We start from the raw sequence: 17710 nt of genomic DNA, 5'->3' as shown, positions 1-17710 counted from the left end.
AGTTACTTCTAAGAAGTAAAATTGATTATCATCAACGAGTGCCCACACAGATTGATAGGTCTAAATTGTTAAAGAGCAACTTCTCGTGCGAGAAGTGGACGGCTATTCTAGCGAGATAATTCTTAGTGTCAAACACTTTTTAGAATTTTCTTTTTTTTGCTTTCGAGCCTTGTTGATACTTGCTTCACCGCCTTGGCGGGCTGCCGTGTCAACGAGAGCGCATTATAGAGATCCGCTTCACGTTAGCAAGTGTTTTTTCATCAAAATTATAAAAAAATAACTCGTTTGGCGAAATACACAACAAAGCCTTATTTATCCCACTTTACTAAGAGCTAAACTACAACTTATCCACAGAGTTATTCTTTTACAGACAACAAAAAAGCTGCCGAAGCAGCTTTCATATTTAATATTGTAGATTTGAATTAGATACCAGAGCCATCTGTCTCATGATCATCTTCATGAAGGCCACATTCTCGTTTCAAACCAAAGAAGCGAGTTTCTTCTTCTTTCATTCCTTCTTCCCACTTACTCGTTGTATGTGTATCACCAACAGATAAGTAGCCTTGATCCCGTAATGGATGATATGGCAGGTTATGTTCTGCTAAATAGTTCTCAACGTCTTCGTTTGTCCAATCGATAACTGGAAGAAACTTAAACACACCATTTTGAATCGCAAGAATCGGAAGATTTGCTCTCGATTGTGCCTGTTCCCGACGCAGCCCAGAAAACCAAGTTTTTACACCAAGCTCTTCCAATGCCTTTTTCATCGGTACCACTTTATTAATTCGATTGTACTTATCGAGACCTTCGGCACCTTGTTCCCATAACTTTCCATAACGAGCTTCTTGCCAAGCTGGTGAATAGTCTGAACGGTATACTTTCAGATTTAAATTCAACTTTTCAGTTAACTCATCAATAAACTGGTAGGTTTCAGGGAACAGATATCCAGTATCGGTTAAGACAACAGGTACATCTTTCTTTGCTCTCGATACCAAATGAACCATCAACGCAGCTTGAATTCCAAAGCTAGAGGATACTGCATGAGTTCCTTCCAGGTTTTCAAGCCCCCATCTTACTCGCTCTTGAGCAGATAAACTTTCTAAGTAACCATTCAATTCGGCTAAGTGAAGCGATTGCTCCACCTTAGTCATTAGAAGTAACTCGGAAAGCTGCAGCTTATACAACACGCTTTCAGCCATGGAAATCTCTCTTCGATATGATTACTTCTTCGATAATTCCAACACGAATAACAAAGTCACCGAAACACTCTCCACTCTCACGCTCTTTAGCCCAACGGCCTGCTAGCTGATCGATTTCTTCAAGAATCTGTTTCTCAGTGATATTCTCTTTATACATTTTTGGAACACGAGTACCGGCTCTGTTACCGCCAAGGTGGAGGTTATAACGGCCAGGTGCTTTACCTACTAAGCCGATTTCTGCCAACATTGCTCGTCCACAACCATTTGGACACCCGGTAATACGCAGAATGATATTGTCATCTACAGCCAAACCGTTTTTCGCCAGAATGCCTTCTACATCAGTCACAAAGTTTGGAAGCATACGTTCCGCTTCAGCCATTGCCAGTGGACATGTAGGAAAGGCTACACATGCCATAGAGTTTTTACGCTGCTCACTGACACTGTCATCCATCAAACCGTGCTTACGTGCAATTGCTTCTATCACGTCTTTTTGATCAGCCGGAACGCCCGCAACAATTAAGTTTTGGTTTGCCGTCATTCGGAAATCACCTTTGTGAATTTTGGCAATTTCAGCAACACCCGTTTTTAATGGTCTGTCTGGGTAATCTAATAAACGGCCATTTTCGATAAAGAGCGCTAAATGGAATTGCCCATCAATACCTTCAACCCAACCGATACGATCACCACGAGACGTAAATTCATAAGGACGGCTGGCTTCAAAAGTAATACCCGCTCGTGCTTCAACTTCAGCTTTAAATACATCCGTTCCAACACGATCTAATGTGTACTTAGTTTTGGCGTTTTTACGATTCGAGCGGTTACCCCAATCACGTTGTGTAGTAACAACAGCGGCTGCAACATCCAACGTCTTCTCTAGAGCAACAAAACCAAGATCATCTGCGCGGCGAGGATACGTTGAAGTATCACCATGAGTCATGGCTAAGCCACCACCAACAAGAACGTTGAATCCGATCAACTTACCTTTTTCAGCTATCGCAATAAAGTTCAAGTCATTGGCATGAACATCCACATCATTGTGCGGTGGGATAACAACAGTGGTTTTAAATTTACGTGGTAAATAGTTACTGCCTAAAATTGGCTCTTCGTCTGTGCCTTCTACTTTCTCACCATCGAGCCAGATTTCAGCATAGGCGCGAGTCTTCGGTAATAGATGTTCACTGATTTTTTTCGCCCACTCATACGCTTCCTGATGAAGCTCAGATTCAACAGGGTTCGTCGTACAAAGTACGTTACGGTTTACATCACCCGCCGTTGCAATTGAATCAATACCAATACTATTCAATGTCTGATGCATTAGTTTGATATTCGGCTTTAAAACACCGTGAAACTGAAATGTTTGACGCGTGGTAAGACGGATACTTCCATACATCGTGCTATCAGTTGCAAACTTATCGATCGCTAACCATTGCTCTGGTTTTATAATACCGCCTGGCATACGCGCACGTAACATAACATTATGCAACGGCTCCAGCTTTTGCTTCGCACGTTCATTACGAATATCGCGATCATCTTGCTGGTACATACCGTGGAAACGAATTAACTGGAAGTTATCCGCCGTAAAACCACCAGTAATACGGTCTTGTAGATCTTGTTCGATCGTCCCGCGAAGGAAATTACTTTCACGTTTTAAACGCTCATTATCAGCTAGGGGGCCTAGCACTTCGCCTAATACTTCTTGGACGTTGTTTTCAATTTTTGTGCTCATTAGTAGACATCCCTTTGATAACGTTTCGCTTTACGTAATTCATTAATAAATTCTTCTGCTTTTTCACGACTCAATTGACCTTGCTGTTCAGCAACAGAAATCAACGCGTCATGAACGTCTTTTGCCATGCGGGTCGCATCACCACATACATAGACATATGCGCCGTCTTGTAGCCATTGCCACACTTGCTCTGCATTTTCTAAAATTCGGTGCTGAACATAGACTTTCTCATGCTGGTCACGACTAAAGGCGACATCGAGTTGAGTCAATAAGCCCGATTTCAAGTATTTTTGCCATTCAACTTGATACAAGAAGTCTTGAGTGAAAGTACGGTCACCAAAGAACAGCCAGTTTTTCCCTTCTGCATCTCGATTATCACGTTCTTGAATGAAGCTACGGAACGGTGCAATACCAGTACCTGGACCAATCATGATCACTGGGGCATTATCATCTTGTGGTAGCTTGAAGTTATTATTATTTTCAATAAACACCTTCACTTCGCCACCTTCTTCTAAGCGTTGAGCTAGGAAGCTTGACGCACCACCGAGACGAGATTGATCACCTTGTTTATATTCAACTAGACCGACCGTTAAGTGAACTTCCTCATCGACTTCACTTTGACTTGAAGCAATTGAATACAAGCGTGGTGTTAAGCGACGCAACAGGCCAACCAACTCGTCAGCCGATAGCTTGGTTTTCTTCTCAGCTAGTACATCGACAACTTGAGTCTCACCTGCGTAGCTGCGAAGCTTATCTTTATCATCCACCAACTTTTGCAGCTTTTTGCTACCAGACAATTCTGCATACTTAGTGACAAACTGCGGATTTGACGCTGTGATCTCAAACTTAGTCACTAGTGCGCTGTGAATCGATAAACTTTCACCATCTACATCCACGCTTTCAACACCAGACAGACCTACTTTCGCTAAGATTTCATTGGCTAAATCAGAACTGTTTTCATACCAAACGCCAAGCGCATCACCAGCTTGGTAAGTCAACCCTGAACCATCCAAATCAATTTCGATATGACGTACATCTTTGTCGGAATCGCGACCTGTGATTTTTTGGCTTGCTAACAACGCCGCGCTATACGGGTTTTGCTTCGTATATTGAGAATGACCCGATGCCACTGGTGCAGATGATGACACAGCAACAGCTTGTGCTGATCCTAATGACTCTTTGATTAATTCAAGAGACTGTTTACGCCATTCAGCAGCAGTCTCTTCGTAATCAACGTCACAGTCGACACGATCTAATAACTCAGTTGCACCTTGCTTAGACAAAAACGCATCAAAATCTTTACCAGTTTGGCAGAAGAACTCATAACTAGAGTCACCTAAACCAATAACGGCATATTTGAGAGAGTCCAATTTAGGTGCTTTCTTAGATTGTAAAAACTCATGTAAAGCAATCGCGTTATCAGGAGCCTCACCCTCACCATTCGTAGAAGCAACGATGACTACATGAGTCTCTTTGGCAAGGTCTTTACCTTTATAATCGCTTGCATCAAATAACTGCACAGGGATATCGAGCGCGGCAGCATCTTGCTCTAAAGCTTCGGCAACCCCTTTTGCGTTCCCAGTTTGAGACGCGTAGATAATGGTTAGCTTACCTGCTGGTTGAGCGGATACTGCAGGTGCTTGTGCCACACCCGATTGAGATTGACTTAAGCCCCAAAAATAGCCACTGACCCAAGCCAGTTGCTGAGGAGAAAGTTGAGAAACGGTTTGCTGCAGCTGATTTAGCTGACTGTCATTTACTGGGCTAGAAAGTGCTGCTAGCTCGTTTGGATTATTATTTGCTGAAGACATAGTCACGACATTCCTATTCATTGCGTAACTATAGGTTAACCATTATCTCTAATAACAAGAAAGAATAGATGAGTATGTTTTATAACTTTTTGGAAGTAAGGATGTTAAAGACCATTATATTAATGGCATATTGATTCAACTCTGACTTGTTTAAAGCCGACTTCGCGTGCGCTTTGCGACGCATAATGTAGATCAGAATAATGGCAAGTTTCACCATTAGAGTGAGTCAGAACAACAAAACCTCCTTGAATATGGCGAAATTCTATAAGCCAATCACCTTGCTCTTCTAAAGGTTCTGCAATTGCTTCGACTAGCAGATTGGCGCGATACATCGTGCGTAATTCTTCTAACGTCATCATTTACCTCCAGCGATAATTCCATTTACCAACCACAAAGCCATTATGGTTAAAATTAACGCAGATGTTAATAGATTGTTTATTCGATAACGTTATTACTACACAAACAAGTTAGGTAATTAGCTTAACAGCGTTACTCCAAAGTGTTTGTAAAAGCGGATTTTGATTACTTTTTGCCTTATATAACCGAATTTGCATCGAGATAGCCCATTGGTGTTCACCAGCAACAATCAAACGAGATTGCTCCAGAGCATTACTCACCATTGTTTCTGGTAACCAACCGAGCCCAAACCCTTGTTTAACCAAAGCCGCAATGCCGACAGCGTTAAAGTCGGAGGTCACTACTTCAAGTTGAGCAATGTCGTGCTGACGTTGGAGATGGTATGTCACGGCATCGGCCAAAAATGAACCCTGTTCATAGCTAATATATGGCTGCGGGCTTTTTTTCACGCCAGGAAGTTGATAGAGCGCTTCGCCATTTTCAGATGGTAAGCAACAAGGAAGGAGCGTTTCTTGTGCCAGTACCAAATGATCAAACTCTTCGGTGGGCAATTGTTCCAAAGAGCTCATTCCCGGATGCCAAAAACAGAGCAATAGATCGCTCTCCTGACGCATCATCGAATTAATAAAATCGCTCTGCTCCCACGTACTCGATTTCATATTGACGTCAATATCGACACCAATTCGATGGCATGACGGTAAAAAGGAGTGTGGATAAAAATTTAAAAACAGCTCTTGAGTTGCAATAAGTCGCAATTGTGACTGGTTATGATCTTTAATTTCTAAACAGCGAGCTTTTGTCTCTCGGAGTTCACGCGTGATCGATTCTGCACTTTGTAAAAATAGCTCTCCTGCTGGTGTCAAAGATAGCGGTAGTGAGTTTCGATCAACCAAAGTGACTTTCATTTCTTCTTCAAGCAATTTGATTCGGCGGCTAAATGTTGGCTGAGTAACATTCTGCTCATCCGCTGCCCGCGAAAAATGTCGAGTACGAGCTAACGCGATAAAATCTTCTAACCATCTTATTTCCATAACAGCCTTCCTTCTTCGACTGCATGGCAAGCAACATGGCTGCCATCGCTGGAAACTTGGCTTTGAGGTATCTGATCATAACAGCGTTGATTCGCATACGGACAACGACCTGCAAATGCACAACCTTTCTGTTTTTCTGTCGGAGTGGGCACTTCTCCTTTTAATTCAATCGGATTAAGTGAAAGATTATCCAATCGAGGCGTTGAGGCCAGAAGCGCCTTGGTGTAAGGATGCTTGGGCGAACGAAACAGCACCTCTCTTGGAGCGACTTCGCAAATCACGCCTAAATACATCACTGCAACACGCGTGGCAAAGTGCTCCACCACCGCCAAATCATGAGTAATAAAAAGGTAAGTCAGGCCGAGATGATCTTTTTTATCCATCATCAAATTAAGGACTTGAGCTTGAACCGACACATCCAGTGCAGCCAGTGGCTCATCGGCAACGATAAACTCAGGTTCGACAGACAAGGCTCGAGCCAATGAAATACGCTGACGCTGCCCGCCAGAAAATTGATGAGGGTATTTATCCTCGGCATCGCGATCTAAACCCACTGAGGCCAATAACCCTGCAATGAACTCGTCGGTTTCCTGTAAGCCAAAGCTAGGGTGATGTAATGTCACCGACTCTTTTAACATCTGATAAACCGTCATTCTAGGGTTTAACGACGCATGTGGGCTTTGAAATACCATCTGCATTTTTTTGCGATAACCCATACGTTGCTTGTCAGATAACGTATCGATGCGCTCTCCTCGATAGAGCACTTCACCTGACGTCGGAGAGTCAAGTCCCATCAATACTCGGGCTAACGTCGACTTGCCACATCCAGTCTCTCCGACCACACAAAGACACTCACCTTTATAGACCGTCAGATCAACGCCATTTAGTGCGTGAATCTGCTCTTTATGGCGAAAGCCTACACGTTTCGCACTCAACGCATTTGACCAACTCGTACTGGTCACAAATGACTTTTCGACATTCAGAAAACGAATCAACTCTTTAGTCAATGTCATTCTCCTTAGTGTCATTTGCGTCAATCATGTCTTCCACTAAAAAGCAGGCACAACTTGAAACACCCGTATAAATAAATGACGGCTGAGAGTAACCACAACGAGGCTCAGCGTATCGACAACGAGGGTGAAATGCACAACCACTTGGGCGATCTCTCAATGAGGGCATGTTTCCCTCAATTTGATTGAGCCTCTGACCAGGCGACGCCATCTGAGGCAGAGCGTTCAATAAACCTTGAGTATAAGGATGTTGAGGATCATTGATAATCTCGAGGGTTGGCCCTTGTTCGACAATTTTTCCAGCATACATCACTAAGGTACGATCACTGATTCGAGAGACCACACCAAAATCATGGCTGACAATAATCAACGCGACTTGCTCGCTATCGCAGATCTCTTTGAGTAACTTGAGGATTTCTGCCTGAATCGTTACATCCAGCGCCGTTGTTGGTTCATCGGCAATAATTAACTCTGGCTTCAACAACAAGACAATAGCGATAATAACGCGTTGGCGCATACCACCAGAAAGCTGATGAGGATACTGATGAAACCGTTGCTCTGGTGAAGAAATACGTACTTTTTCTAAACCTTGAATAGCCAACTTCTGCGCTTCGTGACGAGACATTTTCTGATGAGAGCGGATCGCTTCGACCATTTGCATACCAATGGTAAGAACGGGATTCAATGTCATCATCATGTCTTGAAATATCATAGCGATACGATGTCCGCGAATTTTCTGCCACTCCTTAATCGATAATCCAGTCAGTTCGCGACGATCAAACCGAATTGAACCCGAAGAAATGTATCCGGGTTTGGTCAGAAGGTTCACAATTGAATACCCAAGAAGTGATTTCCCTGCACCGGATTCGCCGACAATCGCCACTTTTTCACCGGCTGAAATAGAAAAAGAGATATCGTGTAATGCGTGTAAATCGCCACCACGGTGACGAAATTTCACATTAAGGTTGTCCACAGAAAGCAGTGCCATATTAACTCAACTCCCCTTTTTGTGGATTAAGGTGGTCACGGAACCAATCACCAAGCAAGTTCATAACAAAAATCAGCACAATTAACGTTACGCTTGGAAACGCACATATCCACCATGCGCCGGAAAACAAATAAGCAAAACCAGAAGAAATCAAAGCACCAAGCGACGGCTGCGACGGTGGCATTCCTAATCCAAGAAAAGAAAGAGCCGCTTCCGCCACAATGGCATTTGCTATTTGGATCGTCACTAAATCGAACAATGATGAAATTGCATTGGGCATAATATGGCGAAACATAATACGGGTATTACTGACCCCAAGAATTCGAGCAGCATCGACATACTCTTTCTCTTTTTCTGCAAGCACACAGGCTCGAATTGTTCGTGCAAAAATAGGCCACTCTGCAATGCCAATCACCACAATTAACATTAACATGGCTAACTGCTGGTAAGCGACACTCCCAAACATCGCTTGAAACAGTGCCAAAACAACAATCGCCACCATCATTGTTGAAAAAGAGAGTTGAATATCGGCACAGCGCATTAGAAAGGTGTCTAAGCGCCCCCCAATATAACCCGACAACAAGCCAATACAGATACCGAGTATTAATTGGATTGCCACGGCACAGATACCTATGGTGAGTGACAGTCGAGTGCCATGAAGAATAACCGTAAGAAGGTCGCGCCCTTGCGTATCTGTTCCGAGTAAGAAACGCGCATCGCCACTTAGCCAATATGGGGCGATCTCGGCATTCATCAAATCCATAAATTGATTTGAATGTACATTGTAAGGCGAGAGCAATGGCGCAAGAAGTGCCACTAAACAGTAGAAGAAAAAAATCCCTGAGGCGAATAATGCCAGCTTGTCGCCGCGAAGTGCGTACCACATGTGACGTAAACGATTCGGTTCAATGTGAGGAGCATAGCGGCCAGTCATATGCCATACCCTGAAATTCTAACTCGCGGATTCACCATAATATAAATTAAATCCACCAACGTATTGATCAACACAAAACCACAACCAACCATAATTAAATAAGCCGAAAGCAAAGGCGTATCGACTCGGGTAACCGCCTCCATAAATAAACGTCCTAGACCCGGCCATTGAAAAATCGTTTCCGTAAGAAGCGTATAAGCGACCACGGTTCCCACCTGAATACCACCCACAGTAATGACGGGTAACATGGTATTTTTAAGGGCATGAATAAAGTAAATTCGAGAAGAAGATATCCCTTTAGACCAGGCAAACCGAATGTAATCACTTTGAAGAACTTCTAACATTTCGGCGCGAATCAAACGTACGAAAATAGGCGTTAACACAAACGCTAATGAAGCACTGGGCATAATCAGATGCAACAGCCCATCTTGAGTGAGAAGTCCCGTTCTCCAAAAACCGAAAATGAGCGTAGTTTCTCCTCGACCGAAACTAGGCAATAGGCGCCACTCGATCGCAAAAAAGTACACCAAGAAAATACCGAAAATAAAAACTGGAACCGAAAGGCCAAGAGTACTCACAAATAGAGTCACACGTGCCACAATATGGCGAGGGTGAATTGCAGCAATCACCCCAAATGGAATGGAAATAAGAGCAACCAAAATTAGGCCGCATAAGGTTAATTCTAATGTCGCGGGTAGCTTGCTAAAAATCACCTCAAGAGTCGGTTGTTTGTAGTAATACGAAGTCCCCAGATCGCCTTGAACCGCCTTTAGCAAGAATTGACCATATTGTACCAATAATGGTTGATTGAGGCCGAGCTCTTCTCGAATTTGCTCCCTTTCGAGCAGTGACACGCTTTGTCCAACCATCTGTTGTACAGGGTCGCCCAAATGCGTTTGAATAACAAATCCCACCAAAGTAATGGCAAGGAGTACCAAACTTGCTTGTAGCAATCGGCGCAGAATAAACGAAAGCATTAGTACGTCACACCCGCGTTTGCTCGTATCATCATTTACGGTTCCTGTACCACTAGATCACCAAAATAAGGGTTATTTTGAATATTCAAAACATCCGGCAAATTTAGCTCTTTCTTACTTGCCCAAATTCGATTCTGCCAATGCAATGGGATGATGGCGACATCATTCATGACTTGCTCCTCAATCGCTTGCATCACAGCTTGGCGTTTTTCTAGGTTCATCGTCTGGTTTGCTTGTGTAATCAACTGATCAACCACTGGGTTACAGTAGCCACTCGCATTATAAACCCCCAACCCGGAACCAATATTGCGACAAGCAACTGTAAACTCAAAAATATTATTGGAATCTTGAGTATCCGATTGCCAACCTAACATCATTACATCCGCGGCTCGCTGATCGTATAGTTGGAAATACTGAGCCTTGGGCATGGTTTTAAAATCAACACGAATGTTAATTTTCTCCAACATCGCAACGACTGCTTGAGCAATCTGCTCGTCACTCATGTAACGATTGTTTGGCGCCATCATACTCAAATTGAATCCTTCTGAGTATCCCGCTTCCTTCATCAATTGCTTAGCCTGCTCAATATCATATTTAGGCTCAAGATTCGGAATATGCCCTAGAAAAAACGACGCACTAAGCTGTCCGGCTTCTTTTCCATACCCTCTGAGTACCTTATTAACGATTAAAGCCTGATTGATCGCCAAACTCATTGCGCGCCGAACTCGGAGATCGCTCAACTCTGGGCGGCGCTCTTGGTTGAGCTGCAACATAATAATTCGAGTGCCCGGTAAATTGACCAACTGAACATCACGTAACTCGTTCACTCTAGGGATATCAATCGACGCGATTGGCGAAATAATATCGACATCTCCAGTGAGCAACGCCGCCAAACGGGTTGAATCTGAACGAATCGGAAGTAACTCAAGGGTATCGACATTGCCTTTCGTTTCCGTATCCCAATAATTTGGGTTTCGCTGAAAAACAATCTTTTCACCGGGCACTCTCTCCATAACGACGAAAGGTCCTGTGCCCGATTCATTGTTTGATGCAAAAGAGTGACCAAATTTAACAATAGAATCTCGACCATCGTAATAGTCAGAATCAATGGCAAAAACATAAGCCAAGATATTTAGTAACAAAGGAAATGGGTAGCGAGTGTGAATAATGATGGTGTGATCATCCACCACCTCACTATGACTAATCACATTGAATAACGCTTTAAAGTCAGTTGAACGTTTTAATCGCTCAAGAGTATAGGCGACATCATTTGCCGTGAAGGTATTCCCTGAATGAAAAACAACATTTTTCCGCAACGATAATTGCAAAGAAGTGTCACTAAGCACCTGCCAAGATGTGGCCAACCGAGGTTCAAAAGTACCATCTTGTTGCCAACGCACTAAAGAATCAAATACGGTATGCGAATAGAGTAATGCGCCTTCAGAAAGTTGCTCATGAGGATCAAGAGACACAGGTTCGGAGTCTAGCGCGACTTTAATGGTCGTCGCTTGACTCCACGAACTTAGGGTTGTGAGCCAGATTAATCCAATAAATATTAATTTATGCCGTAGCATCGTTCCATCCTTGAAACTGTATCTATATTGGCTTACTGCATGTAAACCATTCGGTGATCATTACTGTCGTTTCAAAGCATACTACGACTGATCCTCTAAATCGCATTAATTTGGTTGAACTGAATCGAAAAACCCTTTCTCGCTCTCACTTCAGGCTATTAGGCAACATCAGTAACCTGTTCTGACAAACGCTCTTCCACCACGGCATGGCAAGCAACCAGATGACCACTTTGCTCCATTGTTAATGAAGGGATTTCATTACGACAACGATTATTCGCAAATTGGCAACGTCCATGAAATGCACAACCACTTGGCGGATTTAAAGGTGATGGCAATTCTCCTTGCAGTTTTATACGTACGCGCCGTTTTTCTGGAGAGAGCTGTGGCGTACTCGACAGAAGCGCCTGTGTATAAGGATGCTTAGGAGAGGCAAAAATCTGTTCACTCGGCCCTTGCTCAACAACTTTCCCCAAATACATCACCATCACATCATCAGCGATATGCTCGACAACGGAAAGATCATGAGAGATAAACACGTAACTCAACCCAAATTCTTGTTGAAGATCCATCATTAAATTCAATACTTGAGCTTGAACTGACACATCCAAAGCGGACACTGGCTCATCTGCCACAATGATTTCAGGATCAAGCATTAAACCACGTGCGATGGCAATTCGCTGGCGTTGACCACCAGAAAACATATGTGGGTAGCGATCGTAGTGCTCTGGTTTTAAACCAACCTTTTCCATCATTTCCGTCGCTTTGGCTTTGCGTTCAGCTTTACTCATTGAACTATTAATCACGAGAGGCTCTTCCAAAATCGCGCCTATCTTCTTACGCGGATTAAGCGACCCATATGGGTTTTGAAAGATAATCTGAATCTTTTGACGAAGCAATTTCTGTTTTTCACTGGAAAGCGCAAGTAAATCATCGTCATGAAAATTTAAACGACCAGAGGTGGGTGTTTCGATCATCGTTAGCATTCGTCCCAACGTTGATTTTCCACACCCCGACTCTCCCACCACGGCGAGAGTTTTGCCCTTTTCAAGCTCAAAGCTAATGCCGTCTACCGCTTTCACAACCGCGTCAGGTTTAAACATTCCCTGTTTGACTTGATAGTGCTGCTTAAGGTTAGCGGCTTTTAAAATTAATGGTTGCTGACTCATGCCGTCGCTCTCCCTTCACTGTTCAATGGAGTATGACATTTTACTTGGCGCTCAATTGGCCCTTGATTGCTTGGAGCTTCGGTATGACACCGTTCCGTTGCATAACGACAACGAGGACTCAACAGACACCCTTTTGGCCTATCGAATAATCCAGGTACGACACCCGGCAGTGCTTCCAACCGTGCTTTTCCTGCTGAAGATTCTGGCAAAGACGCAAGCAAAGCCTGAGTATAAGGGTGTTTCGGATTTGTAAACACTTCACTTGCTGGCCCCGATTCAACCACTTGCCCGGCGTACATCACAATCACACGATGTGCCACTTCCGCGACTAACGCGAGATCATGAGTAATTAAAACCAGTCCCATTTTCTCTTTGCGCTGTAACTCAATCAGTAAATCAATAATCTGAGCTTGAATGGTCACATCGAGTGCAGTTGTCGGTTCATCGGCAATCAATAAACGAGGGTTACATGCAATCGCCATGGCAATCATTACACGCTGGCTCATTCCACCAGACAGTTGATGCGGATAGTTTTTTAAGCGAGATTCTGGTGCCGGAATACCCACTTGATTCAATAGCTCGATCGCGCGTGCTTTTAACTCTTTTTTACTGCCACCTTGGTGAGTTTTTAACGCTTCGATAATTTGGTAGCCCACGGTAAAGCATGGGTTTAAGCTGGTCATAGGATCTTGGAAAATCATTGCGATATCAGAGCCTGTTAGCTGGCGTCGCTTTGCCTCCGACATCGACAGTAAATCTTCACCATTAAAACTTAACTGGTTCGCACTGACTTCTCCGGGATAATCGATCAACCCCATTATGGAAAGGGAGCTAACACTTTTCCCCGATCCTGACTCTCCGACAATCCCAAGGACTTCGCCTTCCTCTACTTGATAACTAATGTTGTCGACGGCTTTAAATTGAGCAAACGTCACAGATAAATTTTCTAATTTTAACAATGCCATATCGACCTCTTACTGCTTCAATTTCGGATCGAGCGCATCGCGCAATCCATCGCCCATTAAGTTAAACGCCAACACCGTCAGCAAAATCATCAAACCTGGGAACGTAACAACCCACCAAGCGCGCTGAACAAATTGCAATGCGTCCGCCAACATACTGCCCCACTCTGGTGTCGGTGGTTGAGCACCTAACCCGAGAAAGCCAAGTGCCGCCATATCCAAAATGGCAGAAGAGAACCCTAACGTTGCTTGTACGATCAAAGGTGCAAGACAATTTGGCAAAATACAGACAAACATTAAACGGAACGAACTTGCGCCCAAAACTCGAGAAGAGGTCACATAATCGCGTGACATTTCTGCCATTGTCGCTGCTCGTGTTAAACGAACATAGTGTGGTAAAGAGACCACCGAAATCGCTAATGCGGCATTGACGATACTTGGTCCTAACACAGCAACAATCGCGATGGCTAATAGCAAACTAGGCATCGCCAACATGATATCGACGATCCGCATAATGATGGTATCGATCATGCCTTTGTAGTACCCAGCAATCAGCCCCATTAAAATTCCAAAAAATAACGAAGCCGTTACCGCGACCATACCGACCGAGAGTGACAAACGCGCCCCATAAATAAGACGAGAAAGAATATCGCGACCAACATCATCGGTGCCTAAAATATAAGACCAATTGCCGCCATCTAACCAAGCAGGAGGCAGCAGAAGTGCGTCCCGAACTTGATCAGAAGGCGAATGTGGCGCAACTACATTGGCAAAAATGGCCATTAAACAAATTAAGATAATAAACCCGAGGCCAATAACGGCACCCTTGTTGCCACTAAAATAGAACCAAAACTCTTGTAATGGCGTTCTAGGCTGTGGCGCTTTAATAGTTTCAGTTGTCATTGCGCCTCCTTATCGGCTATGTCGAATACGTGGGTTAACAATACCGTAGGTGATATCCACCAACAGGTTCACCACGATAATGATGGTTGCAACAATCAAAATGCCACCTTGAACGACGGGATAATCGCGTCGACCAATCGATTCAATCAACCATTTCCCGATCCCTGGCCAAGCAAAAACCGTTTCGGTCAAAATCGCGCCGGACAACAAGATACCGACTTGCAACCCAATCACAGTAATCACTGGAATAAGCGCATTACGCAGAGCATGAATGACTATGACACGCCAAGGTGCAATCCCTTTTGAGCGAGCAGTACGAATGTAATCTTCACTCAACACTTCGAGCATCGAAGAGCGCGTCATTCGCGCAATCACCGCCATTGGAATGGTGCCTAAAACAATGCTAGGCAAAATAAGATGTGATACTGCCGAAGAAAATGCCCCTTCTTCTCCCGATAACAACGCATCCACCAACATAAATCCGGTGACGTCATCAATCCAATACACCACATCGATGCGTCCCGAGACCGGCGTCCAACCTAGATTGACGGAAAAAACCAACATTAATAGCAGCGCCCACCAGAAAATAGGCATCGAATACCCAGTTAATGAAAACGTCATCACTGAGTGATCAAAAATGGTTCCACGTTTCACCGCCGCTATAATACCGGCGGGTAAGCCAATTAAAACCGCAAAAATAGCGGCACAGGCTGCGAGCTCAATAGTGGCTGGAAATAACGTTAAAAACTCTTGCAAAACAGGCTCTTTGGTTACTAATGAATTGCCAAAATCGCCTTGTAACACACCGCCGACATAGCGGAAATATTGGATGTACAATGGTTGGTCAAAACCAAGCTGAGCACTAAGCTCGGCATGACGCTCTGCCGATACTCCTCGCTCTCCGGCCATCACCTCTATTGGGTCACCGGGAATCATATGGATGAGCGTAAACGTCAATAATGTAATGCCTAGAAAGGTCGGAATAACCAACCCTAGTCGACGAAAAATAAACTGAAACATATAAAGATAAGCTCTCTGTTGCGAAAAGTGATGATTCTGATCATTCAGTTTCTAAATGCCAAACGACCTCATAATTACGGCACTCAGACTGCATCCAACCAGCCAGAGTGCCGTTTATCACTTAGTATTGAATTACTTCTCTAAGCTAACGCCGTAGAAGTAGTGACCGCCAAGTGGGTCAATTTTGTAACCTTTCACTTCTTTACGAATTGGTTCGTAAACCACTGAGTGCGCGACGGTAATCCAAGGAGCTTGCTCTTTGAATAAAACCTGAGCTTCTTCATATAGCCCGGTACGCTTTTCGATATCCGATGTTTGTTTCGCATCGATTAGGAGTTTATCGAACGACTCGTTACACCATTGTGCGCGGTTTGAACCGCCAACCGCATCACAGCTTAGTAGGACATAAAGGAAGTTATCTGGGTCACCATTATCACCGGTCCAGCCAAGCAGAACAGTATCGTGCTCACCTTTCTTAGAGCGGTTTAGGTATTCACCCCATTCGTAAGAAACGATTTCCGCATTAACACCCACTTGTTTCCAATCTTCCTGCATAACTTCTGCCATACGGCGAGCATTCGGATTGTATGGACGTTGAACTGGCATTGCCCAAATGTTGGTATCAAAACCATTCTCGTAACCCGCTTCTTTTAACAGCTGCTTAGCACGCACTGGATCATAGTTGTAATCAACCACAGCATCGTTGTACGACCAAATTGTTGGCGGAAGAGGGTTTTTCGCAATTTTACCTGCGCCTTGGAATACCGAGTCGATGATCGCTTGCTTGTTCGTTGCTAGGCTCAATGCCTGACGAACACGAACATCATCAAATGGCTTCTTCTGAGTATTAAACGCTAAATAGCCGACGTTTAAACCTTCTTGAGACATTACAGTGATATCTTCATCTTTCTGCATCTGCTCGATATCCGCTGGGTTTGGATATGGCATAGAATGACATTCACCCGCTTTCATTTTCGCATAACGTACTGATGCATCAGGCGTGATTGAAAATACAAGACGGTCAATCTCTGCTTTGCCTTTCCAGTAATCTTCAAACGCGGTATAGCGAATAAGTGAATCTTTTTGATATTGAACTTTTTGGAAAGGACCGGTACCAGCAGGATTAATATCGATCTGCTCGGGAGTGCCTTTTTCCATTAAGACGTCAGCTTGTTCTGCAGAAAAGATAGAAGCAAAATCCATGGCTAAGTTAGCAAGGAAGGGTGCTTCAGGGTTATTTAGAACAAACTTAACCGTGTAATCATCAACTTTCACGATGTCTTTGATGAGTGCATCCATACCCATACCGGTAAAGTATTCATATGAACCACCAGAAACCGTGTGATATGGGTGCTCTTTGTCCCACTGACGTGCAAATGTAAAGACAACATCATCCGCATTGAAGTCACGAGTTGGAGTAAATTCTTTGCTTGAATGGAACTTAACGCCTTTACGTAAATGGAAGGTATATTCCAACCCATCATCCGTCACTTCATAGCTTTCTGCTAATGCTGGTTTCGCGGTCGTTGTGCCGACATCAAACTCAAGCAGACGGTTGAACATGGTTTTTGATGATGCGTCAAAAGTGGTACCAGAGGTATAAAACGCTGCGTTAAATCCTTCTGGGCTCCCTTCTGAACAGTAAACAAACGTGGTTGCTGCTTGTGCCGATGCAGCAAATGTGGTCGCCGCCATGATAGCTAGAGGTAATGCTAACAGCCTATGTTTCATTCTAATTCTCCATTTATTGAAATTGAAGCTGGTGTAATCATGAAAATGTGAGGCAGGTGGTCGTCGATTAGCACTGATACTTTAATGCGATTAAAAAGTATCTGAAGATGGTGTAAACAAAAGTTGAAACACCATTTACTCATCCATGAGCACCTTTGTGAAACTCAATGTCGTCATGACAATTGTAAAATCACTCATTGGAGGGTATCGAAGGGACTTAAAATTACCAATCGAAATAACGAAAGACGTTATACACAGAATGAATAGGGAGATAGAAAACAGTCAGTTACGTATATTAATCAATTAATTAGACGTAACCCA

15 protein-coding genes are annotated in these 17710 nt (G+C 43.8%); all 15 read right to left on the bottom strand.

All coding sequences use genetic code 11. The features are described 5' to 3' along the window. Window positions 1-422: 422 nt before the first annotated feature. The 15 genes from ACXJY6_RS19135 to ACXJY6_RS19065 all read right to left on the bottom strand — a co-directional run bounded on the left by ACXJY6_RS19135 (window position 423) and on the right by ACXJY6_RS19065 (window position 17389). Complete coding sequence (locus ACXJY6_RS19135) at window positions 423-1199, bottom strand: phosphoadenylyl-sulfate reductase (RefSeq protein WP_456053090.1); 777 nt, start codon at window positions 1197-1199, stop codon at window positions 423-425. Next, on the bottom strand, window positions 1192-2925 hold the full coding sequence (cysI, locus tag ACXJY6_RS19130) for an assimilatory sulfite reductase (NADPH) hemoprotein subunit (RefSeq protein WP_458769300.1): 1734 nt from the start codon (window positions 2923-2925) through the stop codon (window positions 1192-1194). Before cysI ends, ACXJY6_RS19135 begins: the two co-directional genes overlap by 8 nt. Continuing rightward, window positions 2925-4736, bottom strand: a complete 1812-nt coding sequence (locus ACXJY6_RS19125; protein WP_458769299.1) for an assimilatory sulfite reductase (NADPH) flavoprotein subunit — start codon at window positions 4734-4736, stop codon at window positions 2925-2927. The genes cysI and ACXJY6_RS19125 overlap by 1 nt, the downstream gene beginning before the upstream one ends. A gap of 119 nt (window positions 4737-4855) precedes the next feature. Continuing rightward, on the bottom strand, window positions 4856-5092 hold the full coding sequence (locus ACXJY6_RS19120; RefSeq protein ID WP_456053117.1) for a hypothetical protein: 237 nt from the start codon (window positions 5090-5092) through the stop codon (window positions 4856-4858). 111 nt (window positions 5093-5203) lie between these two features. Further along, complete coding sequence (locus ACXJY6_RS19115) at window positions 5204-6124, bottom strand: LysR family transcriptional regulator (protein ID WP_456053093.1); 921 nt, start codon at window positions 6122-6124, stop codon at window positions 5204-5206. Next, a complete protein-coding gene (locus ACXJY6_RS19110) occupies window positions 6115-7131 on the bottom strand; it encodes an ABC transporter ATP-binding protein (RefSeq protein WP_458769298.1) in 1017 nt (338 codons plus the stop codon). Before ACXJY6_RS19110 ends, ACXJY6_RS19115 begins: the two co-directional genes overlap by 10 nt. After that, window positions 7124-8122 (bottom strand): ABC transporter ATP-binding protein, encoded by a 999-nt coding sequence (locus ACXJY6_RS19105; protein WP_458769297.1) that lies wholly within the window; start codon window positions 8120-8122, stop codon window positions 7124-7126. Before ACXJY6_RS19105 ends, ACXJY6_RS19110 begins: the two co-directional genes overlap by 8 nt. A gap of 1 nt (window position 8123) precedes the next feature. Then, the gene (locus ACXJY6_RS19100) at window positions 8124-9056 is read right to left on the bottom strand and encodes an ABC transporter permease (RefSeq protein WP_456053096.1); all 933 of its coding nucleotides are present in this window, start codon (window positions 9054-9056) and stop codon (window positions 8124-8126) included. Further along, window positions 9053-10033, bottom strand: coding sequence for an ABC transporter permease (locus ACXJY6_RS19095; RefSeq protein ID WP_458769296.1), 981 nt, complete (start codon window positions 10031-10033; stop codon window positions 9053-9055). The genes ACXJY6_RS19100 and ACXJY6_RS19095 overlap by 4 nt, the downstream gene beginning before the upstream one ends. Window positions 10034-10068: 35 nt before the next feature. Continuing rightward, window positions 10069-11607 (bottom strand): ABC transporter substrate-binding protein, encoded by a 1539-nt coding sequence (locus tag ACXJY6_RS19090; RefSeq protein WP_456053098.1) that lies wholly within the window; start codon window positions 11605-11607, stop codon window positions 10069-10071. A gap of 158 nt (window positions 11608-11765) precedes the next feature. Further along, window positions 11766-12773 carry a peptide ABC transporter ATP-binding protein gene (locus ACXJY6_RS19085; RefSeq protein WP_458769295.1) on the bottom strand — a complete coding sequence of 336 codons (1008 nt, stop codon included), beginning with the start codon at window positions 12771-12773 and terminating at the stop codon, window positions 11766-11768. Further along, window positions 12770-13738, bottom strand: a complete 969-nt coding sequence (gene dppD, locus ACXJY6_RS19080; protein WP_458769294.1) for a dipeptide ABC transporter ATP-binding protein — start codon at window positions 13736-13738, stop codon at window positions 12770-12772. The genes ACXJY6_RS19085 and dppD overlap by 4 nt, the downstream gene beginning before the upstream one ends. Before the next feature lie 9 nt (window positions 13739-13747). Continuing rightward, window positions 13748-14638 carry a dipeptide ABC transporter permease DppC gene (dppC, locus tag ACXJY6_RS19075; RefSeq protein WP_458769293.1) on the bottom strand — a complete coding sequence of 297 codons (891 nt, stop codon included), beginning with the start codon at window positions 14636-14638 and terminating at the stop codon, window positions 13748-13750. Between the two features lie 9 nt (window positions 14639-14647). After that, window positions 14648-15658 carry an ABC transporter permease subunit gene (locus ACXJY6_RS19070; RefSeq protein WP_456053102.1) on the bottom strand — a complete coding sequence of 337 codons (1011 nt, stop codon included), beginning with the start codon at window positions 15656-15658 and terminating at the stop codon, window positions 14648-14650. A gap of 132 nt (window positions 15659-15790) precedes the next feature. Continuing rightward, a complete protein-coding gene (locus ACXJY6_RS19065) occupies window positions 15791-17389 on the bottom strand; it encodes an ABC transporter substrate-binding protein (RefSeq protein ID WP_456053103.1) in 1599 nt (532 codons plus the stop codon). Window positions 17390-17710 lie beyond the last annotated feature (321 nt).

This window comes from Vibrio phycocola, assembly GCF_054404255.1.
The sequence above is the reverse complement of the archived record's forward strand: the minus strand, read 5'-3'. Positions and strand labels throughout refer to the sequence as shown.